The organism is Stenotrophomonas sp. YJH_SMC_46, assembly GCF_059370315.1.
In genome coordinates this window covers 386,387-411,511 of record NZ_JCAFTO010000004.1, presented here as the reverse complement: position 1 = coordinate 411,511, position 25,125 = coordinate 386,387, and the positions used below count along the sequence as shown (strand labels likewise).

Here is a 25,125-nt window from a genome sequence, read left to right as displayed (position 1 = left end):
GCCAACCGGCGCGGCGGGCTAGAATGAAACCTGAATCCGCTCCGGGCCCGCTGCCATGTCCGCCACCGCCAACCGCGCCTTCGTCCTGTCCGTCCTCGTGCTGTTGCTGGCGGCGACCCGGGTCAACCACTTCGCGGCGATCCCCGATGCCTCCTGGGCGGTGTTCTTCATCGGTGGCTTCTATCTGGCCACGTGGACACGCTGGGCGTTTCCGCTGCTGATGATGTTCGCCGTGCTGGTGGACTGGATCGTGATCCGCAGCAGCGGCCTGGATTTCTGGCAGCACTACTGCGTGTCGCCGGGTTACTGGCTGCTGCTGCCGGCGTACTTCTCGCTGTGGGCCGGCGGCATGCTGCTGGGCCGCAACTACCAGGGCGCGCGCTGGCCGGTGCTGGCCAAGGGTGCGCTGCTGCTGGTCGCGTCGGTGGCGATCTGCCACCTGCTGGCGCAGGGCGGCTTCTACTGGACCAGCCGTAACGTGGCCGAGCCGACGCTGGCCGGCTGGGCACAGAACTACGCGCAGTGGTTCGGGCCCTACCTGCGCACTACGGCGATCTATGTGGCGCTGGCCGCTGCCCTGCAGCTGGCCGTGGAGCAGGTGTTGAAGCTCCAGCAGGCCCGCCGCGACATCCGCCACTGAGCCGCGCGCCATGGGTCATCGCCTCTCGCGCATTTACACCCGCACCGGCGACGACGGCAGTACCGGCCTTGGCGACGGCCAACGCGTGGCCAAGGATGACGCCCGCGTGGCGTCCTTCGGTACCGTCGACGAAGCCAACGCCGCGCTCGGCCTGCTGCTGGCCGCGCCCCTGCCCGAGGATGTACGCGCGCTGGTGGTGCATCTGCAGCACCAGCTGTTCGATCTGGGCGCCGAGCTGTGCATTCCCGGCCACGCCGCGATCCATGCCGCCGACGTCTCGGCCCTGGAGCAGCAGCTGGACCATTACAACGCCAACCTCCCGATGCTGAAGGAATTCATCCTGCCGGCCGGCGGCGAAGCTGCCGCGCGCTGCCATCTGGCCCGCACCATCGTCCGCCGCGCCGAGCGCGAGACGGTCACCCTGGCCCGCCACGAGGCCGTCCGCAGCGAGGCGCTGCAATACCTCAACCGGCTGTCGGACCTGCTGTTCGTGCTGGCCCGGGTGCTGGCCCGCGCCGACGGCCATGGCGAAGCGCTGTGGCAGCCACAGCAGCGCCAGCGCTGAGTCGGCACGATGCTGGTCTATTCCCACCCGTCCTGCCTGCTGCATGACCCCGGTCCCGGCCATCCCGAATGCCCGCAACGGCTGCAGCAGGTGCTGGACGCGCTGCACACCGCCTTCCCCGGCCAGCTGGACTGGCGCGAGGCGCCGCCGGCGAAGTTCGGCGAACTGACCCGGGTCCACGACAGCGCCCTGCTCGACTTCGTGCTGCAGCCGCAGACCGCACCGCTGCGCCAGCTGGACATGGACACCTGGACCTCGCCGGGCTCGGCCAGCGCCGCCGTGCACGCCGCCGGTGCCGGTGTGGCCGCAGTCGATGCGGTGATGCTGGGCGAGGACCCGCTGGCCTTCTGCGCGGTACGCCCACCGGGCCACCACGCCACCAGCAGCACCGCCATGGGCTTCTGCCTGCTGAACAACATCGCCATCGCCGCCGCCCATGCCCGCGACCGCCATGGCCTGGAACGGATCGCGGTGGTCGATTTCGACGTGCACCACGGCAATGGCACCCAGGACATCTTCCAGCATGACGCCCGGGTTTCGTACTACAGCACCCACCAGGCCGGGCTGTTCCCCAATTCCGGCCTGCGCCGCGACCGCGGTGCCGGCAACCTGATGAACATCCTGCTGCCGCCGGGAAGCGGCGGCTTCCGCTTCCGCAACGTCTGGGCCGACGAAATGCTGCCAGCCATCGACGACTTCCGCCCGCAGCTGCTGCTGATCTCGGCCGGCTTCGATGCCCACCTGCGTGATCCACAGGCGGATCTGATGCTGGAGACCGACGATTTCGCCTGGATCACCGGTGAGCTGCACGCGCTGGCACGCCGCCACGCGGCTGGCCGGGTGGTGTCGATGCTGGAGGGCGGCTATGACCTGCAGGCCCTGGCCGAGTGCAGCGTGGCCCATGTCCAGGCCCTGCTTACGCCATCCGCCGGCACCTCCGCCGGATGAACCCGAACCGGCAGGCTCCGGCGTCCTTCATTGCCCCTATGCAAGGGATGGGGCAAGCTACCGTCCGTTTTCGCCCGAATCCGAACCGCGTGCGCCGAGCCCTCCGCCTGCTTCCCCTGCCTCTGAGCATCGCCATCAGCCTTCCGGCGATGGCTGATGATAAGCCGCTCAACTGGGGCCTGTGCCCGGCCACCGACGTCATTCCCGCGTTCACCGACGCCCCCACGCCGGTCCCGGGCCAGGACAAGGCTGCCGCTGCGGCCGCCCGCGAGAACCAGCCGACCGACATCGAAGGCGACCAACTGCTGGGTACCACCACCGTGCCGCAGTACGAGGGCAACGTGGCGCTGCGCCGGGGCGACCAGTTCGTCGGTACCGACAAGCTCAGTTTCGACACCGAGACCGGCAACTACATCGCCGACGGCAATGTCCGCTACCAGGACGGGTCGATCCGGATGGTCGCCAAGCGCGCCGAAGGCAACCAGGAAAGCGACACCCACAAGATCACCGACATCAAGTACCAGCTGGTGTCGCGCCGCGGCAACGGCGATGCCGAGTCGGTCGACCTGCAGGGCGCGGTCGGCCAGATGCACCGCTCCACCTACACCACCTGCGACCCGTCACAGCCGGTGTGGAAGCTGTCGGCGCCGCAGATCGAAGTGGACAACGACGAGGGCTTCGGCACCGCCCGCAACGCCGTGCTGCGGATCGGCAAGGTGCCGGTGCTGTGGGCGCCGTACTTCAAGTTCCCGATCGATGACCGCCGCAAGACCGGCCTGCTGTTCCCGCAGCTGGGCATGTCCGGGCGCAACGGATTCGACTACGCACAGCCGATCTACTTCAACCTGGCGCCGAACTACGACGACACGTTGACCCCGCGCTACATGAGCCGGCGCGGCCTGCTGCTCGACAACGAGTTCCGCTACCTCTACAACGGCGGCCGTGGCGAGGTGCTGACCAGCTACATGCCCAACGACAGGCTGCGCGACCGCGACCGCGGCCGGGTGATGTTCGACGGCTACCACAACGTGAACAGCCACTGGCAGGCCCGCGCCAACCTGGCCTGGGTCAGCGACGAGCGCTATGTCGAGGACTTCGCCAACCGCCTGGTGGGGGTGACCGCCTCCAACCTGCAGAGCACCATCGGCCTGTACGGTACGGGCACGAACTGGACGGCTGGCATCATGGCCGACCGCTGGCAGCTGACCGACTACACGCTTGACGAGAATGCCCTGCCCTACAACCGCCAGCCGCGGGTGTATTTCAACTGGAACAAGCCGATGCGGCCATGGCTGGAAACCGGCCTGTACGCCGAAGCGGTGAGGTTCACCCACGACGACGTGAACCTCAAGTACGGTGCCGATGCGGGCCCGGACCTGCAATACACCCGCACCGGCCAGACCGTGCGCGCCTATGGCGGCTCCCGCCTTGACGTCAAGCCGTACGTTTCCTTCCCCATCAGCGGCGCGGCCTGGTACATCACGCCCACTCTGGCGTACCGCTACACGGCCTACCAGCTGGACCGCGGCCTGGCCGACAGGATACGCAGCACCGTTCTGGCCTCGGAGGGCGTGGACGTGACCACCGCCACGCCGGAACAGCTGCGCGGCAACACCTCGCCCAGCCGCAGCCTGCCGATCGGCAGCATCGACGCCGGCCTGTTCTTCGACCGCGAGACCAGCATCCGCGGCAAGTCCTTCCTGCAGACGCTGGAGCCGCGCCTGTTCTACCTGCGCACGCCGTACCGCAACCAGGACGAACTGCCGATCTTCGACACCCGTGACTTCACCTTCAGCTGGGGCCAGCTGTTCCGCGATTCGCGCTACACCGGCGCCGACCGCCAGAACGATGCCAACCAGCTGACCCTGGCACTGAGTACCCGTTTCATCGACCAGACCACCGGCAAAGAGCGGTTCTCGGCCTCGATCGGCCAGATCCAGTACTTCGACGAGTCGCGGGTGACCGTCACGCCGGGCGGCGCGCCGGTGGAGAAGGGCAAGTCGGCGTGGATCGCCGACGGCAACTACATGATCAACGACCGCTGGACCCTGGGCGCCACCTACCAGTGGGACCCGAAGTACAAGCGCGAGGATCTGGCCAGCGTCCGCGCCCGCTACCTGATGCCCAACGATGGCGTGATCAACCTGAGCTACCGCTACCGCATCAACGCCGGCGCCCCGGCGACGGCCAACAAGCATGACCGCACCCTGCTGGAGCAGGCTGACCTGTCGTTCCTGTACCCGCTGAATGCGCGCTGGAGCCTGGTCGGTCGCTATTACTACTCGCTGCAGGACAAGGAGCCGCTGGAAATCATCGGCGGCGTGCAGTGGGACAGCTGCTGCCTGGCCGTGCGCGTGGTCGGCCGCCGCTACGTCCGCAATCGCGAGGGCGAGATGAACAATTCCATCCAGGTGGAGTTCGTCCTGAAGGGCCTGAGCTCCATCGGCCAGGACACGGACCGCACCCTGCGCCGTGCTATCCTCGGCTACAACCGCGACGACCTCTATCTCGTGCCGCCCAGCAACACCGGGGTGACCCGCGATGACTACGATCCGAATCAGATCCCATGACCAAGCGCTTCCCCGTTCTTCTCGCCTCCCTGCTGGCGGTGTCCAGCGTGTCCGCCCCTCTGCAGGTGCTCGCGCAGGAGGCGCAGCCGTTGGACCGCATCGCCGCCGTCGTCGACGAGGACGTGATCCTGCAGAGCGAGCTCCAGCGTGCGATCGCCAACATCAAGGCGCAGTACGCCGGCCGTGAAAACCAGCTGCCGCCGGAAGATGTGCTCAGCCGCCAGGTGCTCGAGCGACTGGTGCTGGTCAAGCTGCAGGTCGCCCGCGCCCAGGGCAGCGGCATCCGCGTCAGCGACCAGGAGCTGAACCAGGCGATGAATGCCATCGCCCAGCAGAACGGTTCGGACCTGGATGCACTGCGCCAGCGCCTGGCCCACGACGGCATCGATTTCAACGATTTCCGTGCTTCGGTGCGCGATGAAATCACTGTGCAGCGCCTGCGCCAGAGCTTCGCGCAGAGCCGCATCAGCGTCAGCGAGGGTGAAGTGGACGCCGCGCTGAAGCAGCAGGCCACGGTGGGCAACCAGTACCACCTGGCACACATCCTGATCGCCCTGCCCGACGGCTCCAACGCCGACCAGATCGCCACCGGCCAGAAGAAGGCCGAGGGCGTGAAGGCCCTGCTGGACAAGGGTGAGCTGGACTTCAACGCTGCCGCCGTGCGTTATTCGGACAGCCCGAACGCGCTGGAAGGCGGCGATCTGGGCTGGCGCAGCCTGGATGAAATCCCGCAGGCCTTTGCCCAGCTGATGGAAAAGATGAAGCCCGGCGAAGTGGTCGGCCCGATCCGCGGCCCCAGCGGCTTCCAGTTGCTGAAGCTGGTGGAAGTGCGTGATGCCAGCGCCGCCAGCGGTGGCGCGCACACGGTCACCGAATACCACGGCCGCCACATCCTGGTGCGCGTGGACGATCACCAGACCGACGCTGCCGCCAAGGCCAAGATCGATACCCTGCGCGCCCGCATCGCCGGCGGCGCGGATTTCGAAACCGTGGCCAAGGAATCCTCCGAGGACAACAACAGCAAGGGTCAGGGCGGCGATCTGGGCTGGTTCCCGGTCGACGCGTTCGGTCCGGCGTTCGGCCAGCAGGTGGCCGGCATCCAGGACGGCGGCGTCAGCCAGCCGTTCCGCACCGATGCCGGTTGGCACATCGTGCAGCGCGTGGCCACCCGCCAGACCGACGTGACCAACGACAACCAGCGCGCCCAGATCCGCGAGACCATCGGCCGCCGCAAGCTGGAAGACGAGTACAACCGCTTCCTGCAGGAACTGCGTGGCGAAGCCTATGTCAGCTTCCGCAGCGGGGACCGCGCGGAAAATACCGCCACGCCGCCGCAGTCCTGACCGATGCGCCCCGAGCTCGCTCTGGTACCGGGCGAGCCCGCCGGGATCGGCCCGGAGCTGTGTGTCCGCCTCGTCCAGCAGCCGCGTGAAGATTGCCGGCTGCTGGCCTTCGCCGACCCGGATACCCTGCGCGCAGCCGCCGTCGCGCTGAACCTGCCCCTGCAGCTGCTGCCCGAGGACGCCGAAGCCCGCGCCCCGGGCGACCTGCGTGTGCGCGCGGTGGCCAATGCCATGCCCAGCCACTTCGGCCAGGCCGACCCGGCCAATGCCGGGGCCGTCATCGGCGCCCTGCTCGCTGCCGGTCAGGCCTGCCTGTCCGGCGAACTGCACGGCGTGGTCACCGGCCCGGTGCACAAGGCGGTCATCAACGAAGGCGGCATCGCCTACAGTGGCACCACCGAACTGCTGGCCGACCAGGCCGGGGTGAAGGTGGTGATGATGCTGGCCAACCCCATCGTGCGCGTGGCCCTGGCCACCACCCACCTGCCGCTGCGCGAGGTGGCCGATGCGATCACCGCGCCCAGCCTGGAACACACCCTTCGCACCGTGCACGCCGCGCTGTGCCGCGAGTTCGGCCTGCCCGCGCCACGCATCGCCGTGCTCGGCCTGAACCCGCACGCCGGCGAAGACGGCCATCTGGGCCGCGAGGAACTGGACCTGGTCATCCCGCTGCTGCAGCGCCTGCGCGCGGAGGGCATGGACCTGGTCGGGCCGCTGCCGGCCGATACCGCGTTCCTGCCGGCCAAGCTGGCCGGTTTCGACACCGTGCTGGCGATGTACCACGACCAGGGGCTGCCGGTGCTGAAGTACTCCGGTTTCGAGCAGGCGGTGAACCTGACCCTGGGCCTGCCCTACCCGCGCGTGGCGGTAGACCATGGCACCGCGCTGGACCTGGCCGGCCGCGGCATTGCCGATCCTTCCAGCCTGCAGGCGGCAACGACGCTGTGTGCGCAGCTTGCGCGGCAACGTACACTGAGCGCATGAATTCCCCGCATTCCCCCTCCGGCCCGGTGTTCACCGCACCGGCCAAGAAGCAGCTTGGCCAGCATTTCCTGGCCGATCGCCACTACATCGACAAGATCGTGATGGCGGTCAACCCGAAAGAAGGCGATCGCCTGGTCGAGATCGGTCCCGGCCAGGGCGCGATCACCCTGCCGCTGCTGCGCGTGCATCCGAAACTGACGGTGATCGAGTTCGACCGCGACCTGATCGCGCCACTGACCGCCGCCGCCGAGCCGCTGGGCGAGCTGACCATCGTCCACCGCGACGTGCTGCGCGTGGACTTCACCGAGCTGGCTGCCGGCCTGCCGATCCGCCTGGTCGGCAACCTGCCCTACAACATCTCCTCGCCGATCCTGTTCCATGCACTGGAACATGCCGCGGTGATCCGCGACATGCACTTCATGCTGCAGAAGGAAGTGGTCGACCGCATGGCCGCCGGCCCCGGCAGCAAGGTGTACGGCCGCCTCAGCGTGATGCTGCAGGCCTATTGCCAGGTGACCTCGCTGTTCGTGGTGCCGCCGGGCGCGTTCCGGCCGCCGCCGAAGGTCGATTCGGCCGTGGTACGGCTGGTGCCGCGTGACCCGGCCTCGATCAACATCAACGACCACGCCCGTTTCGCCGAGGTGGTCAAGGCCGCCTTCGGGCAGCGCCGCAAGACCCTGCGCAATGCGCTCAACAACGTCGTGACGGCCGAGCAGTTCGTCGCCGCCGGCGTGCGCCCCGATGCCCGCGCCGAACAGCTGGATGTGGCTGAATTCATCGCTTTGGCCAATGCCTCCTGATTACACTGCCGGTATGGAAGACGCTGACGTTTACGCCATTTCCGTCGAAGTCGCACCGCGCTTCCTCGACGACCAATCCGCGCCGGAAGACGGGCGCTATGCGTTCGCCTACACGATCCGCATCCACAACCAGGGCCGTGTTGCCGCGCGCCTGGTTGCACGCCACTGGCGCATCACCGATGCCAATGGCCGCGTCGAGCATGTCGATGGCGACGGGGTGATCGGCGAGCAGCCGCGCCTGCGTCCCGGTGAAGACTTCCATTACACGTCCGGTGTCATGCTGGGGACCGATCACGGGACCATGCAGGGCCACTACGACATGGTCGCCGACGACGGCACCGAATTCGCCGCGCCGGTCGCACCTTTCGTGCTGGCCATCCCGCGTACCCTGCACTGACACGGAGGCCGGACGATGAGTGTGTGGGCGATCGGCGACCTGCAGGGCTGCTATGACGTCACCCAGCGGCTGCTGGAGAAGATCCGCTTCGACCCGGCGCAGGACACCCTGTGGTTCTGCGGCGACCTGGTCAACCGCGGTGGCCAGTCGCTGGAAACGCTGCGGCTGGTGCATTCGCTGCGCGGGCACAGCGTGGTGGTGCTGGGCAACCATGACCTTTCGCTGCTGGCCGTCGGTGCACGCACCGAAGAGGAACAGCGCAAGGTCAACCCGGACCTGCTGCGCATCGTGCAGGCCGAGGACCGCGACGAACTGCTGGACTGGCTGCGCCTGCAGAAGCTGGTGCACGTGGACCGCGAGCTGGGCTGGATGATGGTGCACGCCGGCCTGGCGCCGAAGTGGACCACGCAGATGGCCGAAAAGCATGCCGCCGAGGTCGAGGCGCAACTGCACGGTGCCGGCTACCGCAAGCTGTTCCGCAACATGTACGGCGACAAGCCGAGCTGGGCGCCGAACCTGTCCGGCTACGACCGTTCACGGGCGATCATCAATGTGCTCACCCGTATGCGCTACTGCACCCCGCGCGGGCGCATCGGCATCGAGGACAAGGGCACGCCGGGCACGCAGGAACAGGGACTGTACCCCTGGTTCGAAGTGCCAGGCCGGGTCGAGCGCGACCTGAAGATCGTCTGCGGCCACTGGTCGGCGCTGGGCCTGACCATCACCCAGGGCGTGCATGCCATCGACACCGGCGCAGTCTGGGGCGGCAAGCTGACCGCGCTTCAGCTCGATACGGATGAACTGCGCGTGGTGCAGGTGCCGGGCCGCGATGTACCCGCCCCCGTGCCCAACGCCCGCCCGCCCGCGCGCCCGGCGCACGAGCGCCCGGCTGCGTCGGCGCAGGGCAAGGAACAGGGCGGCGGTAACGCTCCGGCCGCCACCCCGGGCAATCGCGGCCCGCGCCGTCGTCGTCGCCGTGGTGGCGGTGGTGGTGGCGCCGCGGGCCCCGGCAACAGCAGTCCCCCGCCGCAGGCATGACGCGGCGCGGCTGGGCACCATGGATGGTGCTGCTGACGCTGGCCCTGGCCAGCGGCTGCCAGCCCACTTCGGCCCCGGCCCCCACCGGCGGCGGAAACGCCGGCCGCACGCCATCGCAACCGCAGGCGCCTTCGCCGCCACTGGTGGCTGCAGCGCGCGCGCAGATCGGCGTCACCACCCGCTACGACCCTGCCTACCAGGTGCTGGCCTATCCCGGTGGAGACGTCCCGGTTGATCGCGGCGTGTGCACCGACGTGGTGGTGCGCGCGCTGCGCAGCCTGGACGTGGACCTGCAGGCCCGCGTGCATGAGGACATGCGCGGCAACTTCAGTGCCTATCCGGCGATCTGGGGCCTGTCACGACCGGATCGCAACATCGATCATCGCCGCGTACCGAACCTGATGCGCTGGTTCGAACGGCAGGGCTGGCAGCAGCCGATCACGGCCCTCGCCGCCGACTACGCGGCCGGCGACATCGTCGCCTGGAAGCTCAACGGCAACGGCCTGCTGCACGTGGGCATCGTCTCCGACCGCAGGCTGGCCAACGGCACGCCGCTGGTGCTGCACAACATCGCGCGCGGCACGCGCGAAGAGAATCTGCTGTTCCAGCACGCCATCATCGGGCATTACCGGATGCCGTAGGCAATCCTGTAGAGCCGAGCCATGCTCGGCTACGGGATGTGTCCGGCAACAGCAGCCGAGCATGGCTCGGCTCTACAGGAAACCATCTTCAGCGGCGCACGTAGTGCACGAAGCGGAACGCGTAGGCATGGCGTTCGTCGGCCGGGTGCGGCTCGCTGCTCACTTCCCGCCAGTCCTGCACGTCCACTTCGGGGAAGTGGGTGTCGGCGGGGACTTCGGCATCCACCCAGGTCAGGTACAGGTCACTGGCCTGGTCCAGCAGCTGGTGGAAGATCTCGCCGCCGCCGATGATGCACAGCTCGCTGGCGCCCTCGCGTTCGGCAATCGTCTTCGCCTCATCCAGCGACGCCACCGCGCGCATGCCCTCGAACGGCACCTGCCCGCTGCGGGTCAGCACCAGGTTGGTCCGCCCCGGCAGCACGCGGCCGATCGACTCGGCCGTCTTGCGCCCCATCAGGATCGGCTTGCCCAGGGTGAGCGCCTTGAAGTGCTTGAAATCATCCGGCAGGTGCCAGGGCATTGCATTGCCCTGGCCAATGCCACGGTTGCGGTCCAACGCCACGATCATCGACAGCTTCATTGCTACCACCTCCTCAGCTGGCGTCGATCTGCAGGCGTTCGCAGGCAGCGTTGGCGGCACTGGCGGCCTGCAGCGCCGCTGCCAGCTCGGGGCTGGATGTGGACTGCTCATCCAGGCCATCGAGGATCTTCTGCTTCTGCGCCTCTTCGATATCCTTCAGGCCCGGTCCTGACAGGATGTCTGCCGACAACGCGGCAGTGTCGGTGCTGGCACGACGTGCCAGAAATGCCTGCAACTGGTCACTGGAATAGACGGTGGCAAGCTGCTGCTCGAGCATGCGCTGATAGGCCGGATCCTCGACACCCGCCTTCAGGTGCTCGGTCATCGCCGTGTACATGCCGGTTACCGCCTCACGCATCTGCGCCCGGCAGCCTTCCGGCACATCCTGGGGCATCATCGTGCTGCCGTTGAACGCCCCGGCGAACGCCTGCACTTCCTCGCGCATGTGCTTGTGCACGATCTGCTCATTGACCTGCCGGGCCAACGACAGCGCATCGGCCGGTCCGGCCTGCACCATGGCCAGCGGCAACATGCCGCCCAGCGCCAGCAGGCCCCCGGAAATCAATCGGGGACTCATACCGCCACCGGCGCCTTGATCGCCGGGTGCGGATCGTAGCCGTCGATGCGGATGTCGTCGAACTGGAAGCCGAACAGGTCGGTCACCTCCGGGTTCAACCACAGCTTCGGCAGCGCGCGCGGTTCACGCGACAGCTGCTCGCGCGCCTGCTCGAAGTGGTTCGAATACAGGTGCGCATCGCCCAGCGTATGCACGAAATCACCCACGCCCAGGCCGGTGGCCTGCGCCACCATGTGGGTCAGCAGCGCGTAGCTGGCGATGTTGAACGGCACGCCGAGGAAGATGTCGCCGCTGCGCTGGTAGAGCTGGCAGCTGAGCTTGCCGTCCACCACGTAGAACTGGAACAGGTTGTGGCACGGCATCAGCGCCATCTGCGAAAGCTCGCCCACGTTCCAGGCGCTGACCACCAGCCGGCGCGAATCGGGGTTGCGCTTGATCTCGTCCACCAGCCACTGCATCTGGTCGATCTCGCGGCCATCGGCGGTGGCCCAGCTGCGCCACTGCTTGCCATAGACCGGGCCGAGGTCGCCGTTCTCGTCGGCCCACTCGTCCCAGATCCGCACCTGGTTGTCCTTCAGGTAGCCGATGTTGGTGTCGCCCTTCAGGAACCACAGCAGCTCATGGATGATCGAGCGCAGGTGCAGTTTCTTGGTGGTGACCAGCGGGAAGCCGTCGGCCAGGTTGAAACGCATCTGCCAGCCGAACACGCTGCGGGTACCGGTGCCGGTGCGGTCGCTCTTCTCGGCGCCGTGCTCGAGCACGTGCGAGAGCAGGTCCAGGTAAGCCTTCATGCCTTGCCCTCGGCAGCCACCGGCAGCTGCGGCTGCAGTACCGGCGCGCGGCGCGACATCACCAGCAGCACCAGGCCGAAGGCGATCAGCGGCAGGCTGAGGATCTGGCCGCGGGTCAGCCAGTCGAAGGCCACGTAGACGCCGTTGTCGGGCATGCGTACGAATTCGACGGCGAAGCGGAACAGGCCGTACATCAGCGCGAACAGGCCGCCGACCAGGTAGCGGTGGCGCGGCCTGGCCGAGACCGTCCACAGCACCACGAACATCACCAGGCCTTCCAGCAGCGCTTCATACAGCTGCGAGGGATGGCGGGCGAACTGGTTCAGCGCGCCGGTGGCGAACTGCGCCTGCAGGGTCGCGTGGTCCAACTGGTTCAGCGGCGCCGGCAGGCCCGACGGGAACACCACGCCCCACGTGCCGTCGGTGTACTTGCCCCACAGCTCGGCGCCGATGAAGTTGCCGATGCGACCAAAACCCAGGCCCAGCGGCACCAGCGGCGCCATGAAATCCATGGTGTCGAAGAAGTGCAGGCGGTGCTTGCGCGACCACCACCAGCAGGCGCCCAGCACGCCCAGCAGGCCGCCGTGGAAGCTCATGCCGCCATCCCATACCTTGAACAGCAGCAGCGGGTTGTGCAGGAAATCGCCCAGCGCGTAGAACAGCATGTAGCCGATGCGCCCGCCCAGCACCACGCCGAGCATGGCGTAGAACAGCAGGTCGGAGAAGCCGTTGGCGTCGACGCCCGGCAGGCGACCGGCGGCGATGCGCGTGCGTCCCAGCAGCCAAGCAGCGGTGAAGCCCAGCAGGTACATGATGCCGTACCAATGCACCTTGATCGGCCCCAGCGAGAGGGCGATGGGGTCGATGTCGTGGAAATAGATCATGGAAGGTGCCTTGCGGTTGAACGCCTATTCTCGGGCCAGTGCCGCCCCGGCTCAACCAAGAAGCTGGGGCGAGTTCGGCAACGCGTCATCGTTCGACCGCGTCGAGGCCGGGAAGTGCCCTTCGATCAGGCTGGAAACCTCGTCGATGGCATCCTGCAGCGCTTCCACCGGATTGGAACCACGCAGGCCCTCGCGCAGATGGGTGCAGACCCGCTGCCACTGCGCCGGGCTGACCCGGCCGTGCAGGCCGCGGTCGGCGACGATCTCGATGGCATGGTCGGCCAGCAGCAGGTAGATCAGCACGCCGTTGTTGTGGGCGGTATTCCAGGTGCGCAGGCGTGCGAAGGCATGCTCGGCGGCCTGCCTCGGGGTGACCTTGTGCCACAACGCGGACAGAGGCAGATCGGCCTCCACAGCGAACATCACCTGACCGCCGTGGCGCTGCTCACCGGCGGCGATGGCCTCGGTGATCGCCTGCAGCGTGGCTGGCGGGAACGCGCGACGTACCGACGGCGAACATACATGGCGGAACAGACGTTGGATCATCACCAGCCTCCCGAAGCGCCACCGCCACCGGAACGGCCACCGCCGCCGCCCCAGCCGCCACCACCGCCGAATCCACCACCACCGCCGAAGCCGCCTCCCCCGCCCCAGCTGCCACCGCCCCAGCCACCACCGCCGGCAAAGCGCCCCGGATGACCGGACAGCATCGCCACGATCAGGCCGACCACGCCGGCCAGGCCACTGGCCATCAGGGTGGAGGTGAACAGGAACGCCGCCAGCGCCGCACCGGCACCGCCGAGCAGGCCGCGCAGCGGTCGCGGTACGCGCGAGAACACGCCGCGCAGGATGCTGCCGGCGAACACGCCGATGAACAGCGCCAGGAACCAGGTGTCGCCGCCACCGCCGGGCTCGCGCCCGCGATGACCGCTGACCGGTGCCGGCAACGCTTCGCCATCGATCAGCTTGACCAGCACCGCAGTTGCATCGGTGATGCCACCAGCGTAGTCGCCGGCGCGGAAACGCGGCACCAGGTATTCCTGGATGACCCGGTTGGCGATGGCATCGGGAATCGCGCCTTCAAGACCGTAACCCGGCTCGATCCGCACGCGCCGGTCGTCCTTGGCCACCACCAGCAGCACGCCGTCATCCACGCCCTTGCGGCCGATCTGCCACTGGTCGAAGACCCGCGTGGTGTACTGCGCGATGTCCTCCGGCTGGGTGGTGGGTACCACCAGCACCTGCAGCTGGCTGCCCTTGCGCTGTTGCAGGTCCAGCGCCTGCTGCACCAGTGCCTGCTTCTGCGCAGCCTCCAGCGTGCCGGTGGTGTCGACCACCGGCGAGTCCAGCGCCGGAATCGGCGCCAGCTGCTGAGCCTGTGCCGCCAGCGGCAGCCACAGCAGCAGGGCCAGCAGCGCAGTGGCCAGGCGCATCGGTCAGTGGCCCGGCTGCGGTGCCGGCTGCTGCTGCGGCGCGTTGCCGAAATCCACCGCCGGTGCGTTGGAGATCTGCGCTTCGTTGTCCACCGTGAAGTTCGGCTTGGTCTTGTAGCCGAAGATCTTGGCGGTGATCACCTGCGGGAACGAACGGATGTAGGTGTTGTAGTCCTGCACCTGCTGGATGTAGCGGCCGCGGGCAACGGTGATGCGGTTCTCGGTGCCTTCCAGCTGGGCCTGCAGGTCGCGGAAGTTCTGGTCGGACTTCAGCACCGGGTAGTTCTCGGTGACCACCAGCAGCCGTGACAGCGCGCTACCCAGTTCGCCCTGGGCCTGCTGGAACTGCTTGAGCGAGGCTTCGTCATCTGCGTTGACGTTGATCTGGCCAACCCGCGAACGGGCGTTGGTGACTTCGGTCAGCACGCGCTCTTCCTGGCTGGCGAAGCCCTTCACGGTCTGCACCAGGTTGGGCACCAGGTCGGCGCGCCGCTTGTACTGGTTGAGCACTTCGGACCAGCTGGCCTTGACCGCCTCATCCTTCTGCTGGATGGCGTTGTAGCCGCAGCCGGACAGCAGGGAGGCCAGCAGCATCAAGGGCAGGACACGGGTGAACAGGCGCATGGCGGAGGTTCCGGGTGGGCTTGGCGCCGAGCATGCCATGGTTCGGGTGAAAGACCGGCCATCGGGCGCCGCCCCCTCCGCGGTGTGGTCCAGCCAGCTCGGGGTGGGCCGGGAGGGTGGGTCGGCTGGGGGCCGCTGCAAGTACGTCCATGTAAGCTCGGTCGCCGCATCCATGCGGCTCACGCCCCCAGCCGACCCACCCTCCCGGCCACGGACAATTTCCTGCGCACCGCGGGAAGATCAAAAGAAAAATCAAAAGCAAAAGCCGGTTCTTCAGGCATTCGTGTCGACCAAGGTCGACACCTACCAAAGCAGAACGCCGTTCCGACCGATCGCGGCAATCTGTCGGAGGTGGGGCGGTGCGGGTTGGCAGGACCGTTGGCGCCATGGATGGCGCCATCGAGCCCCCATGGATGGGTTCACGGCGTGTCCTGCCAACCCACACCGCCCCGCCCAACCCTCAGAAAACCAGCGCCGGCTGTTGCGGTTGCTGTTGCTTCGGCGGTTGCCTTCGCCTTTAGCGGGTGCAGGGCTGCAAGCCCTGCCGGAACCCCATATCACTCAGCAGGCCTCAGCCACCGCAGTGCGGCTACGCCCCAGCCATGCCAGCAGCAGGCCCGACGCGGCCAGCAGGCCACCGGCCACCGGAATGGCGGCGTAGCCCAGGCCCGAGCTGATCACTGCACCACCCAGCGCCGCACCCACGGCATTACCCAGGTTGAATGCACCCACGTTGATCGACGACGCCAGGCCCGGCGCCTCGCTGGCCACCTGCATCACCCGGATCTGCAGCGGCGGCACAAGGGCGAAGGTCGCCGCGCCGAACAGCAGCACGCCGAGCGCCGCGGTGGCGTGACTCATGAAGGCCAGCGGCAGCACGAACATCAGCACCGCCAGGGCAGCCAGCAGGATACGGGTGGCGCCATCGAGCGACCAGTCGGCCATGCGCCCACCGATGCCGTTGCCGAAGGTGAAGCCGATGCCGATCAGGGCCAGCGCCATCGCGATGAAGGCATTGGAGGCGCCGGTCAACTCGGTCAGTACCGGTGCGACGTAGGTGTACAGCGTGAACATCGCACCCGCACCAAGCACGGTGGTGGCCATGGCCAGCAGCACCTGCGGCTGCAGGATCGCCTTCAGTTCGCGGCGCACGTTCGGGCGCGGTCCCGGTGCGGACGCGGGCAGCGCGAAGCCCAACGCAGTGATCGCGACCAGGCCCAGCGCCGCAGTACCGGCGAAGGACAGGCGCCAGCCCATCTGCTGGCCGACCCAGGTCGCCAGCGGCACGCCGCCGATGTTGGCGATGGTCAGGCCCATGAACATGGTGGCCACGGCCGCAGCCTGCTTTTCCTTCGGCACCAGGCTCGCCGCGACCACCGCACCGATGCCGAAGAAGGCACCGTGGTTGAGGCTGGTGACCAGGCGCGACAGCAACAGCATCCCGTAGTTCGGCGCCAGCGCAGACAACAGATTGCCGGCGACGAAGATCGACATCAGCAGCATCAGCGCGGTGCGCTTGCCGAAACGCCCCATCAGCAGGGTCATCACCGGCGCGCCCAGCATCACGCCCACGGCATAGGCGGTGATCAGCATGCCCGCAGTGGGGATGCCAACGCCGACGCCGTCGGCGATGACCGGCAACAGGCCCATCGGGGCAAACTCGGTGGTTCCGATGGCGAAGGCGCCAACGGCAAGCGCCAGCAAGGCGGCTCTGGAATTCATGGGGGAGTCCTGGGGGGCGGGAATCGGGAGTGCGTAGCCTGCGCGCTTTGCTGCGCCGGATTAAGCCTCGCCCCGGGAAAACACTGTTGATCCTGATTCACAAGTGGAGGCCGGAACGCAGCCAAAAGTGCAAAAACCGCAGTGCCGTTGCAGAGCCAACCTCCCCCACAACGCAGAACCCCCGGCATGCCGGGGGTTCTGAGGGACTCACACGCCTGTGGCGCGCTTACCAGTTGCCGGCACCCGGCACGTTGTGCTCGCGGGCGCGGCGGCGCATCAGCAGATTCAGCCACTCCACCAGCACCGAGAAGCCCATCGCGGCGTAGATGTAGGGCTTGGGCACGTGCACGTCCAGGCCGTCCAGGATCAGCACAGCACCGATCATCAGGATGAAGGCCAGGGCCAGCATCTTCACGGTCGGGTTGGCATCGATGAAGCGGCCCAGCGGGTTGGCGGCCAGCAGCATCACCATCACCGACAGCAGGATCGCGGCGACCATCACCGGGATGTGGTCGGCGATGCCGACGGCGGTGATCACCGAGTCCAGCGAGAACACGATGTCGATCACCGCGATCTGCGCGATCACGTAGCCGAACACGGCCGAGGCCTTGGTGGTGCTGGGATCTTCATCCTCGCCGCCGCTGATCAGCTCCTTGATCTCCATGCAGCCCTTGATGATCAGGAACAGGCCACCAACGATCAGCACCAGGTCGCGGATGGAGATGCCCATGCCGGCCACGGTGAACAGGTTGGCCGCCATGTGCGCCAGGTAGGCCAGCGACACCAGCAGCGCGATGCGGGTGATGCAGGCCACCGCGATGCCGAGCTTGCGGGCGAACGGGCGACGCTCTTCCGGCAGCTTGCTGACCGCGATGGAAATGAACACCAGGTTGTCGATGCCGAGCACGATTTCCAGCGCGCTGAGCGTGAACAGGGTTACCCAGGCATTGGGGTCGGCGAGGAACTCAAAGGACATGGAAACTCTTCAAGGCAGTGGGGGAATGGGGTTTCAGCCGTAGTTGCCGGCCAGCGCGTGCGGAACCACGACCAGCGCCCAGCACAGCAGCACGTTCATCATCAGCACGAAGACCGCCGCCGAGCCCATGTCCTTGGCGCGGCCGGCCAGTTCATGGATCTCGCTGCCGTAACGTTCGATCACCGCTTCGATGGCCGAGTTGGCCAGCTCCATCGCAAGCACCAGCAGCATCGAGCCGATCAGCAGCGCGCGTTCGACCGGCGTCTGGCCCAGCCAGATCGCGAGCGGCGTCAGCAGGATCAGCAGGTAGACCTCCAGCCGGAACGACGACTCGTGCAGCCAGGCAGCGCGCAGGCCCTGCCAGGACCAGCGGGCGGCCTGGAAGATGCGGCGCGGGCCGCGCGGCAGATGGCCGAACTGATCAGCCACGGGGCGAACATCCAGCAACAGGGACGCGGCGCAGCGACCGCTCAGACGCACGGCAGGGGATCATGGGCGCACAGGAATAGGCAGATGGCCGCCATTTTGCCACAAGGCCGCCCGCCGCCGCCCGGCACCGGCCCGGTGAACGGACTGCCAGGGGCAAGCTTCGACCTGCCCCAGCTTCTATCATGGTCGTCCCTACCCTGCCGGAGCGCCTGATGTCCCATCGCCGTACCTGCCTGCTGATGCTGGGCCTGCTGACCGCCGCCCCCCTTGCCCAGGCCCTGGGCCCGGCCAAGTCGCCGCGGGTACCCGAACAGGTCTCCAACGTGGCCTGGGCCAGCGACATGGCCCACTTCGCCAGCGCCGACCAGGCCAGCCCGCCGCCGCGTGGCGGTATCGAGTTCATCGGCAGCTCCTCGATCCGCATGTGGGAGAGCCTGGCCACCGACTTCCCCGGCCAGCCGGTGTTCAACCGCGGCTTCGGGGGTTCGGAAGTGCGTGACAGCACCTGGTATGCCGATCGCATCGTGGTGCCGTATGCACCGTGCAAGGTGTTCTTCTACGCGGGCGACAACGACCTCAACAGCGGCCGCAGCGCCGTGCAGGTGCGCGACGATGTGGTTGCCTTCGTGCAGCGCGTGCATCGCGACCTGCCGAAGACCCGGGTCGAGTACCTGTCGATCAAGCCGAGCCCGTCGCGTGCGCATCTGCTGCCGGCTATCAACGAGGCCAATACGCTGATCAAGGCCGCCCTGGCCACGCTGCCCAACACCGGCTTCACCGACATCTACACGCCGATGCTGGGCACCGATGGCCAGCCGGATGCAACGCTGTTCCGCGAGGACATGCTGCACATGACCCCGGCCGGCTATGCGATCTGGACCAAGGCGCTGGCGCCGAAGGTCAACTGCAACTGAAGCCGACGTGCGCCGGAGGGCGCCAGCGCACGCCCTCCGGTAGATACCAACCTTGGTTGGCATGGGGCACCGGCGTGAATCCTGCTGAAAGCGCCGACCAAGGTCGGCAACTACCGGGCGTCAGGCGCCACGTCAGCGGAAGATGACCGTGGCCTCCGTGCCCTGCCCTGGCTCGCTGGCCAGCCTGACCTTCCAGCCGAAACGGTCGCACAGCCGGCGCACGATCGACAGGCCCAGGCCGGTGCCCTGCGGGCGGCTCGGCTCGGCGCGGTAGAACGGTTCGAAGGCCCGCGACAGGGCGTCTGCAGACATGCCGATACCGGTATCGCGCACTACCACCCGGTCGTTGTGCACATGCACGTCGATGCGCCCCTCGTCGGTGTAGCTGCAGGCATTGCGCACCAGGTTGCTGATCACCACCTGCAGCACCCGCGGCGGCGCATGCAACTGCACCGGGCCGTCGCTGTGCAGGTGCACCGACACCGGGCGAGACCCCAGCAGTTCGTTGGCATTGTCCACCTCGTAGCGGACGATGTCGTTGACGTCGAACAGCTCGATCTGCGGTTCGACATCGGCCTCGCGGGCCAGGATCAGGAACGCATCGATCACCGCCTCCATGTCACGGCCAGCCCGCTGGATGCGCTGCAGGCTGCGGCGCAGGCGCGGCTGCAGGGTTTCATCGCCAAGGGCCATGTCGCTGGCGACGCGGATGACGGTCAGCGGTGTGCGCAGTTCATGGCTGGCGTCGCGGGTGAAATTGCGCTCGCGCGCCACATGCGCGCTGACCCGGTTGGCCAGCGAATGCAGTGCGGCCGCCAGCTGGCGGGTCTCGCCCTGCATGTCCGCCGGCAGCTTGTTCGGCTCCAGATCGGCCGCTTCGGGGTGGCCCGGGTCCCAGCGCGAGACGCGCCGTGCCAGCCAGTTCACCGGCGACACCAGGCGCTTGGAAGCCCGATAGGTCACCCAGCTGGCGCCATACACCGCCAACAGGGTCAGCAGCACCGGCACGATGCCAAACCAGAACGCCAGCATCTCCGCACGCGAACGCAGGAACACCAGGTACAGGCGACCGGCGGGCCGCACATCGACCAGCACCAGCTGGTCATCCTGAGGCAGTTCGTGGAAGCCGGGCTCCAGGTTGCGCAGGTTGGCCGGCAAGGACAGCGCCGACTGCCCGCTTTCCAGCAGGTAGCCGCGGATGTTCTGGGTGTTGGGCGGCGGCTGCACCGGCGACGCCTCGTGCAGCGTCCAGTAATAGGCCGCTTCCTCGCGCAGGGCGGCGCCGACCAGGCTGTGCTTGATCACCAGCGACACCAGCCAGGCACCGAGCAGGATGCCCAGGCTGGCCAGGACTGCCTGCAGGATGAAGGCGATACGGATCTTGCGCGGCAGGCCGTGCGGCATTGCGGGGTCCCGGTCAGAGCGCTGCGATTATAGGCAGCGCGCTGCGCCGTAGTCGTGCACGGACGCTGACCGGCGGCAGCGCCGGCCGGTCATCCGTGCCCGATGCGGGGTCGTTGCCCGGCCGGGCCTGATGCTGCACCGGCCCGGCCCCGATCAGGCCATCGGCTGTGCGATATCGGCAATGCGGTAGCCGGCGCTCTGCACGGTGTGCAGCAGCGGACGGTCGAACGGCTTGTCGATGATCTTGCGCAGGTTGTACAGATGGCTGCGCAGCGTGTCCGAGTCCGGCAGGCCATTGCCCCAGATCTCGCGTTCGATCTCCTGGCGGGTGACCACGCGCGGCGATTCGCGCATCAGGATGGTCAGCAGGCGCAGGCCGATCGGCGACAGCTGCAGCTCGGTACCGGCACGGGTGGCCCGCATGCTGACCGGATCGAGCACCAGGTCGGCGACCTTCAGCACCTCCGAACCCACCTGGCGACGTTCGCGGCGGATCAGCGCGCGCAGGCGGGCTTCCAGCTCCTGGATCGCGAACGGCTTGGTCAGGTAGTCGTCGGCGCCGAACCCGAGGCCGGTGAGCTTGTCGTCCAGCGTGTCGCGTGCCGTGAGCATCAGCACCGGGGTGGACTTGCGCGCATCGTTGCGCAGGCGACGGCACACTTCGATGCCATCCAGGCGCGGCAGCATCAAGTCGAGCACCACGACGTCATAGCTGTTCTCCGCCGCAAGGCGGTAGCCATCCAGGCCGTCCTGTGCATAGTCGACTTCGAAGCCGCGACCTTCCAGGTATTCGCCGATCATCTCGGAGATGTTGCGGTTGTCTTCGACCACCAGCACCAAGCCGGAGGTCTCCTTCGTCTGACGCATGTGATTCCCTCTAACTTCAGCTTTGTGAAACATGCCGGATCGACGGTGGACGCGATGTGAAGTTCCGTCAAGAGGTACACAAACGGTTCAGAGGAGCGGCCTGAGCAGCGGCCAGACGTTGTCCAGCACCCTCGGTTGCGCCTGCGCCGTGGGGTGCAGGCCGTCGGCCTGCATCATGCCCGGCTGCAGGGCCACGCCCTCCAGCAGGAAGGGCAGCAGCGGCACCTCGTACTGCGTGGCCAGCGCCTTGTAGGCCGCAGCCAGGCGCTGGCGATAGGCCGGCCCGTAGTTGGGCGGTACGTCGATGCCCAGCAGCAATACCTTCGCGCCGGCCTTCTGGCTGGCCTGCACCATCTTTTCCAGGTTGCCCTGCACCTGCGCCGGGGTCAGCCCACGCAATGCGTCATTGCCGCCCAGCGCGATCACCACCACCGTCGGCTTTTCCTTCGCCAGCAGGCCCGGCAGGCGGGTCAGCGCGCCGGCGGTGGTCTCGCCGCTCATGCTGGCGTTGACGATGCGCGCCGGGGTTTTCGACTGCTGCCTGACCCGCTGTTGCAGCAGGCTGACCCAGCCGGCGTCGGCAGGGATATTGTGGGCGGCACTGAGGCTGTCGCCGAGCACCAGCACGGTGCGGGCCGGACCTTTGGCACAGGCCAGCCCCGGCAACAGCAGGAACCCTAGCAGCAGCACCACCATCGCGCCGGCTCGCCGGCTCCATCCCGTCTTGCGCATTGGAGTCTCCTCATCGACAGCCTGTCCCCCCGCAGCGCGCCCGTCGCCATCGCCGTCGACCAGGTCGGCAAATCCGTGCAGGGCCCGGAGGGTGAAGTCCACATACTGGACAACATCACCCTGACCGTCCATGAAGGCACCAGCGCGGCCATCGTCGGCGCCTCCGGTTCGGGCAAGACCACCCTGCTCGGGCTGCTGGCCGGGCTGGACCTGCCCAGCCGCGGCCGCATTGCGCTGTCGGGCCAGGACCTGGGCGACCTCGATGAAGAAGCGCGGGCCCAGCTGCGCGCGCGTGAGGTTGGCTTCGTGTTCCAGAGCTTCCACCTGCTACCGGCGCTGACCGCCGCCGAAAACGTCGCGTTGCCACTGGAACTGGCCGGGCGCGAAGACCGTGCGCGGGTCGATGAAGTGCTGGCCCAGGTCGGGCTGGCCCATCGCGCCCGCCACTATCCGCGCCAGTTGTCGGGCGGCGAGCAGCAGCGCGTGGCATTGGCGCGTGCGTTCGTCACCCGCCCGCGCATCCTGTTCGCCGACGAACCGACCGGCTCGCTGGACCACGCCACCGGCCAGCACATCAGCGACCTGCTGTTCGAACTCAACGCCGGCAGCGGCACCACCCTGGTGCTGGTCACCCACGACCTGCGCCTGGCCCAGCGCTGCCAGTACATCCATCGCATCGACGAGGGCCGGCTGCTGCCGGTCGAGCATGGGGCGCAGGCATGAACCTGCTGCGGCACGCGTGGCGCGCGCTGCGTCGCGAGGCCCTGGCCGGTGACCTGCTGACCGTGTTCGCCGCACTGGTGCTGGGCGTAGCGGTGATGACCGCGGTGGGCACGCTGGTCAACCGGGTCAACCTGGCGCTGACCGGCAGCGCTGCGGAAATGCTCGGCGGCGACCTTGGCATCGTCGGGCGCGATGACCCGCCGCAGGCGTTCGCCGACGAGGCACAGCGGCGTGGACTGGCCTACACCCGCATCGCCAGCTTCGGCAGCATGCTGTTCAACGGTGATGCCAACCAGATGGCCAGCATCAAGGCGGTGCAGGCGGGCTATCCGCTGCGTGGCACGCTGCGGGTGCGGGCCACACCCGGCGGCGCCCTGATCGCCGATGCCGGCATGCCGCCCGAGGGCCAGGCCTATGCCGACCCGCGCCTGTTGCAGGGACTGGGGCTGAAAGCCGGCGATGACCTCGAATTCGGCGCCGGCACGCTGCGCATCGCCGGCATCATCGAGGCCGAACCGGATACCGGTGGCGACCTGCTGACGCTCTCCCCCACCCTGTTGGTCAACCGCGCCGATGTGGAAGGCACAGGCCTGCTTGGCCCCGGCAGCCGCATCAACTACCGGCTGATGTTCGCCGGCTCCGCCGACCAGGTTGCCGCGTTGCGCCAGTGGCTGCTGCCACAGGTGAAAGGCCTTCGCCTGCTGAGCGTGGACGACACCCAGCGCGGCGTGCGCCAGGCCTTTGATCTTGCCGGGCGCTTCCTCGGCCTGAGCGCGCTGCTGGCGGTATTGCTTGCCGGCGTGGCGACCGCGCTGGCGGCCAACCGTTTTGCCCTGCGCCGCATCGACCAGGTGGCGATCCTGCGCTGCCTGGGCGCGCGCCAGCGCGACATTCTGTCCGGTCTGGCACTGCAGCTGCTGATGCTGGCAGTGCCGGCCTGCGCACTCGGCATCGGCCTGGGCATGGCTGCGCAGGAAGGCCTGGTGCAGGTACTGGGCAGCCTGGTGCCGCAGCGCTTGCCGCTACCCGAGGCAATGCCGGCGCTGACCGGCGCCGGCATCGGCCTGTTGCTGCTGTTCGGCTTCGGCCTGCCGCCGCTGCTGCGCCTGCGCGGGGTGCCGCCGATGCGCGTGCTCAACCGCTCCTTCGCCGCCCTGCCCCCGGCCTCGCTGCTGGCCTACGTAGCAGCGCTGGCGGCCAGCCTGCTGCTGGCGGTGCAGGTGACCGGTGATCTCAAGCTGGCGCTATGGGTGCTGGGCGGCCTGGCCGCGTTGGCGGTGGCGGCCGGCGTGGTCGGTTTCGTGCTGCTGCAGCTGCTGCGCGGCCTGCAGCACCGTCTGCACGGCCACTGGCGGCTGGGCTTGGCGGCGCTGACCCGGCGCCGGATGCTGGCGGTGATGCAGCTGGTCGGGCTGTCGCTGTCGCTGTGCGCGCTGTTGCTGCTGGCGGTGACCGGCCCCGGCCTGCTGCAGCAGTGGCGCGAACGCCTGCCCGCAGATACGCCGAACTACTTCCTGATCAACATCCAGCCCGGACAGCGTGACAGCGTGCTGGCCGCGCTGCGCGGACTGGGGGCCAACGACGCCAGCATCGAACCAATGGCGACCGGCCGCCTGATCGCGATCAACGGCAAGCCGCCGCTGCGCGTGGATCGCTCGCCGGACCAGAGCGGGCAGCCGGCGTCAGGCGAAGCCCAGCGCGATGACGACGACGAGAACCGGCCGTTGAACTTCAGCTGGCGCAGCAGCTTCCCGCCGGCCAACACGCTGATGAACGGCACCTTCTGGACGCCCGACAGCACGGCGGCGGAGGCGTCGGTTGAAATCGGCTGGGCCAAGCGCTACGGCGTGTATCCGGGCGACCGCATCACCATTTCAGTAGGCGAGCAGGAGCGCGAGTTCACCGTCACCAGTGTGCGCAAGGCCGACTGGAACACCTTCCGGCCGAACTTCTTCGTGCTGCTGAATCCCAATGCGGTGGGCGACACCCCGCACAACCTGCTGTCGGCGTTCCATCTGCCGGCCGGCAACGCGGCCGGGCTGGGCGAGCTGGTGCGCGCGCAGCCCAACCTGTCGCTGCTGGACGTGGACGCGGTGATCTCGCAGGTGCGCGATGTGATGGAGCGGGTCGCGCAGGCGGTGCAGCTGGTGATGGTGTTCAGCCTGCTGGCCGGCGTGCTGGTGCTGCTGGCCGCACTGCAGGCCACGGCGGGCGAGCGCCGCTACGACAGCGCGGTGCTGCGCACGCTGGGCGCGACCCGGCGCCAGCTGCGTGGCGCGGTGCTCGTTGAGTTCGGCGCACTGGGCACGCTGGCCGCGTTGCTCGCGGTGGGCGCGGCGGCCGTCATCGGCGTGGCAGTCTCGCAGAAGGTGTTCGAGCTGCCGTTGCTGCCGCCGTGGCCGGGCCTGCTGATCGGCGGCGTGGTCGGCATCGGGCTGAGCCTGCTGGCAGGCTGGTGGGGTACGCGGGCGATCCTGCATACGCCGCCGGCATTGGCGCTGCGTGAGGCCTGAGGCGGCGCCGGACCGGGGCGCGTGCCGAGC

Annotated in this window: 26 protein-coding genes; 13 read left to right on the top strand and 13 right to left on the bottom strand. The window is 68.1% G+C overall.

Annotation, left to right across the window (positions count from 1 at the left end; all coding sequences use genetic code 11):
• Positions 1 to 55: 55 nt before the first annotated feature.
• The 10 genes from AC5P8C_RS15465 (at position 56) to AC5P8C_RS15420 (ending at position 9,926) form a co-directional block, all read left to right on the top strand.
• Positions 56 to 640 carry a hypothetical protein gene (locus tag AC5P8C_RS15465; RefSeq protein ID WP_495219043.1) on the top strand — a complete coding sequence of 195 codons (585 nt, stop codon included), beginning with the start codon at positions 56 to 58 and terminating at the stop codon, positions 638 to 640.
• Between the two features lie 10 nt (positions 641 to 650).
• Positions 651 to 1,205 carry a cob(I)yrinic acid a,c-diamide adenosyltransferase gene (locus tag AC5P8C_RS15460; protein ID WP_019661123.1) on the top strand — a complete coding sequence of 185 codons (555 nt, stop codon included), beginning with the start codon at positions 651 to 653 and terminating at the stop codon, positions 1,203 to 1,205.
• Between the two features lie 9 nt (positions 1,206 to 1,214).
• Positions 1,215 to 2,153, top strand: coding sequence for a histone deacetylase family protein (locus AC5P8C_RS15455; RefSeq protein ID WP_019661122.1), 939 nt, complete (start codon positions 1,215 to 1,217; stop codon positions 2,151 to 2,153).
• A gap of 89 nt (positions 2,154 to 2,242) precedes the next feature.
• Positions 2,243 to 4,723, top strand: coding sequence for an LPS-assembly protein LptD (gene lptD, locus AC5P8C_RS15450; RefSeq protein ID WP_080112535.1), 2,481 nt, complete (start codon positions 2,243 to 2,245; stop codon positions 4,721 to 4,723).
• On the top strand, positions 4,720 to 6,066 hold the full coding sequence (locus AC5P8C_RS15445; protein ID WP_019338102.1) for a peptidylprolyl isomerase: 1,347 nt from the start codon (positions 4,720 to 4,722) through the stop codon (positions 6,064 to 6,066). The genes lptD and AC5P8C_RS15445 overlap by 4 nt, the downstream gene beginning before the upstream one ends.
• Positions 6,067 to 6,069: 3 nt before the next feature.
• The gene (pdxA, locus tag AC5P8C_RS15440; protein ID WP_019661120.1) at positions 6,070 to 7,050 is read left to right on the top strand and encodes a 4-hydroxythreonine-4-phosphate dehydrogenase PdxA; all 981 of its coding nucleotides are present in this window, start codon (positions 6,070 to 6,072) and stop codon (positions 7,048 to 7,050) included.
• On the top strand, positions 7,047 to 7,850 hold the full coding sequence (rsmA, locus tag AC5P8C_RS15435) for a 16S rRNA (adenine(1518)-N(6)/adenine(1519)-N(6))-dimethyltransferase RsmA (protein WP_019661119.1): 804 nt from the start codon (positions 7,047 to 7,049) through the stop codon (positions 7,848 to 7,850). Before pdxA ends, rsmA begins: the two co-directional genes overlap by 4 nt.
• Before the next feature lie 13 nt (positions 7,851 to 7,863).
• Positions 7,864 to 8,247 (top strand): Co2+/Mg2+ efflux facilitator ApaG/CorD, encoded by a 384-nt coding sequence (apaG, locus tag AC5P8C_RS15430; RefSeq protein ID WP_005412297.1) that lies wholly within the window; start codon positions 7,864 to 7,866, stop codon positions 8,245 to 8,247.
• A gap of 15 nt (positions 8,248 to 8,262) precedes the next feature.
• Positions 8,263 to 9,285, top strand: coding sequence for a symmetrical bis(5'-nucleosyl)-tetraphosphatase (locus AC5P8C_RS15425; RefSeq protein ID WP_019661118.1), 1,023 nt, complete (start codon positions 8,263 to 8,265; stop codon positions 9,283 to 9,285).
• The gene (locus AC5P8C_RS15420; RefSeq protein ID WP_019661117.1) at positions 9,282 to 9,926 is read left to right on the top strand and encodes a DUF1287 domain-containing protein; all 645 of its coding nucleotides are present in this window, start codon (positions 9,282 to 9,284) and stop codon (positions 9,924 to 9,926) included. Before AC5P8C_RS15425 ends, AC5P8C_RS15420 begins: the two co-directional genes overlap by 4 nt.
• An 88-nt stretch (positions 9,927 to 10,014) precedes the next feature.
• Here the strand turns inward: AC5P8C_RS15420 and AC5P8C_RS15415 are convergent, their stop codons facing one another.
• The 10 genes from AC5P8C_RS15415 to AC5P8C_RS15370 form a co-directional block, all read right to left on the bottom strand.
• Positions 10,015 to 10,506, bottom strand: a complete 492-nt coding sequence (locus AC5P8C_RS15415) for a dihydrofolate reductase (protein WP_019661116.1) — start codon at positions 10,504 to 10,506, stop codon at positions 10,015 to 10,017.
• Positions 10,507 to 10,519: 13 nt separating this feature from the next.
• The gene (locus AC5P8C_RS15410; RefSeq protein WP_245541222.1) at positions 10,520 to 11,083 is read right to left on the bottom strand and encodes a hypothetical protein; all 564 of its coding nucleotides are present in this window, start codon (positions 11,081 to 11,083) and stop codon (positions 10,520 to 10,522) included.
• The gene (locus AC5P8C_RS15405) at positions 11,080 to 11,874 is read right to left on the bottom strand and encodes a thymidylate synthase (RefSeq protein WP_012479193.1); all 795 of its coding nucleotides are present in this window, start codon (positions 11,872 to 11,874) and stop codon (positions 11,080 to 11,082) included. Before AC5P8C_RS15405 ends, AC5P8C_RS15410 begins: the two co-directional genes overlap by 4 nt.
• Positions 11,871 to 12,758: a prolipoprotein diacylglyceryl transferase gene (gene lgt / locus AC5P8C_RS15400; RefSeq protein WP_019661114.1), complete on the bottom strand. Its 888-nt coding sequence runs from the start codon at positions 12,756 to 12,758 to the stop codon at positions 11,871 to 11,873. The genes AC5P8C_RS15405 and lgt overlap by 4 nt, the downstream gene beginning before the upstream one ends.
• A 51-nt stretch (positions 12,759 to 12,809) precedes the next feature.
• Complete coding sequence (locus AC5P8C_RS15395) at positions 12,810 to 13,304, bottom strand: TPM domain-containing protein (RefSeq protein WP_495219042.1); 495 nt, start codon at positions 13,302 to 13,304, stop codon at positions 12,810 to 12,812.
• Entirely contained in the window at positions 13,304 to 14,191 is an 888-nt protein-coding gene (locus AC5P8C_RS15390; protein WP_019661112.1) for a TPM domain-containing protein, read from the bottom strand. Before AC5P8C_RS15390 ends, AC5P8C_RS15395 begins: the two co-directional genes overlap by 1 nt.
• A gap of 3 nt (positions 14,192 to 14,194) precedes the next feature.
• Positions 14,195 to 14,815 (bottom strand): LemA family protein, encoded by a 621-nt coding sequence (locus tag AC5P8C_RS15385; protein WP_005415338.1) that lies wholly within the window; start codon positions 14,813 to 14,815, stop codon positions 14,195 to 14,197.
• Positions 14,816 to 15,376: 561 nt separating this feature from the next.
• Positions 15,377 to 16,537: an MFS transporter gene (locus AC5P8C_RS15380; protein ID WP_019661111.1), complete on the bottom strand. Its 1,161-nt coding sequence runs from the start codon at positions 16,535 to 16,537 to the stop codon at positions 15,377 to 15,379.
• A 226-nt stretch (positions 16,538 to 16,763) separates the two neighbouring features.
• Complete coding sequence (locus AC5P8C_RS15375; RefSeq protein ID WP_019661110.1) at positions 16,764 to 17,513, bottom strand: TerC family protein; 750 nt, start codon at positions 17,511 to 17,513, stop codon at positions 16,764 to 16,766.
• A gap of 33 nt (positions 17,514 to 17,546) precedes the next feature.
• Positions 17,547 to 17,942, bottom strand: a complete 396-nt coding sequence (locus tag AC5P8C_RS15370) for a diacylglycerol kinase (RefSeq protein WP_019661109.1) — start codon at positions 17,940 to 17,942, stop codon at positions 17,547 to 17,549.
• 212 nt (positions 17,943 to 18,154) lie between these two features.
• On the opposite strand from AC5P8C_RS15370, the gene AC5P8C_RS15365 reads away from it, so the two are divergent.
• Positions 18,155 to 18,856: an SGNH/GDSL hydrolase family protein gene (locus AC5P8C_RS15365; protein ID WP_019661108.1), complete on the top strand. Its 702-nt coding sequence runs from the start codon at positions 18,155 to 18,157 to the stop codon at positions 18,854 to 18,856.
• Between the two features lie 132 nt (positions 18,857 to 18,988).
• Here AC5P8C_RS15365 and AC5P8C_RS15360 read toward each other — a convergent pair whose 3' ends face one another.
• From AC5P8C_RS15360 to AC5P8C_RS15350, 3 genes are all read right to left on the bottom strand, one after another.
• Entirely contained in the window at positions 18,989 to 20,260 is a 1,272-nt protein-coding gene (locus tag AC5P8C_RS15360) for a sensor histidine kinase (RefSeq protein ID WP_019661107.1), read from the bottom strand.
• Between the two features lie 153 nt (positions 20,261 to 20,413).
• Positions 20,414 to 21,127, bottom strand: a complete 714-nt coding sequence (locus tag AC5P8C_RS15355; RefSeq protein WP_002811889.1) for a response regulator transcription factor — start codon at positions 21,125 to 21,127, stop codon at positions 20,414 to 20,416.
• A gap of 87 nt (positions 21,128 to 21,214) precedes the next feature.
• On the bottom strand, positions 21,215 to 21,859 hold the full coding sequence (locus AC5P8C_RS15350) for an arylesterase (RefSeq protein WP_019661105.1): 645 nt from the start codon (positions 21,857 to 21,859) through the stop codon (positions 21,215 to 21,217).
• 75 nt (positions 21,860 to 21,934) lie between these two features.
• Between AC5P8C_RS15350 and AC5P8C_RS15345 the strand changes: the two genes are divergently transcribed.
• A complete protein-coding gene (locus tag AC5P8C_RS15345) occupies positions 21,935 to 22,582 on the top strand; it encodes an ABC transporter ATP-binding protein (RefSeq protein ID WP_019661104.1) in 648 nt (215 codons plus the stop codon).
• Positions 22,579 to 25,095: an ABC transporter permease gene (locus AC5P8C_RS15340; protein ID WP_495219041.1), complete on the top strand. Its 2,517-nt coding sequence runs from the start codon at positions 22,579 to 22,581 to the stop codon at positions 25,093 to 25,095. The genes AC5P8C_RS15345 and AC5P8C_RS15340 overlap by 4 nt, the downstream gene beginning before the upstream one ends.
• Positions 25,096 to 25,125: the final 30 nt, after the last annotated feature.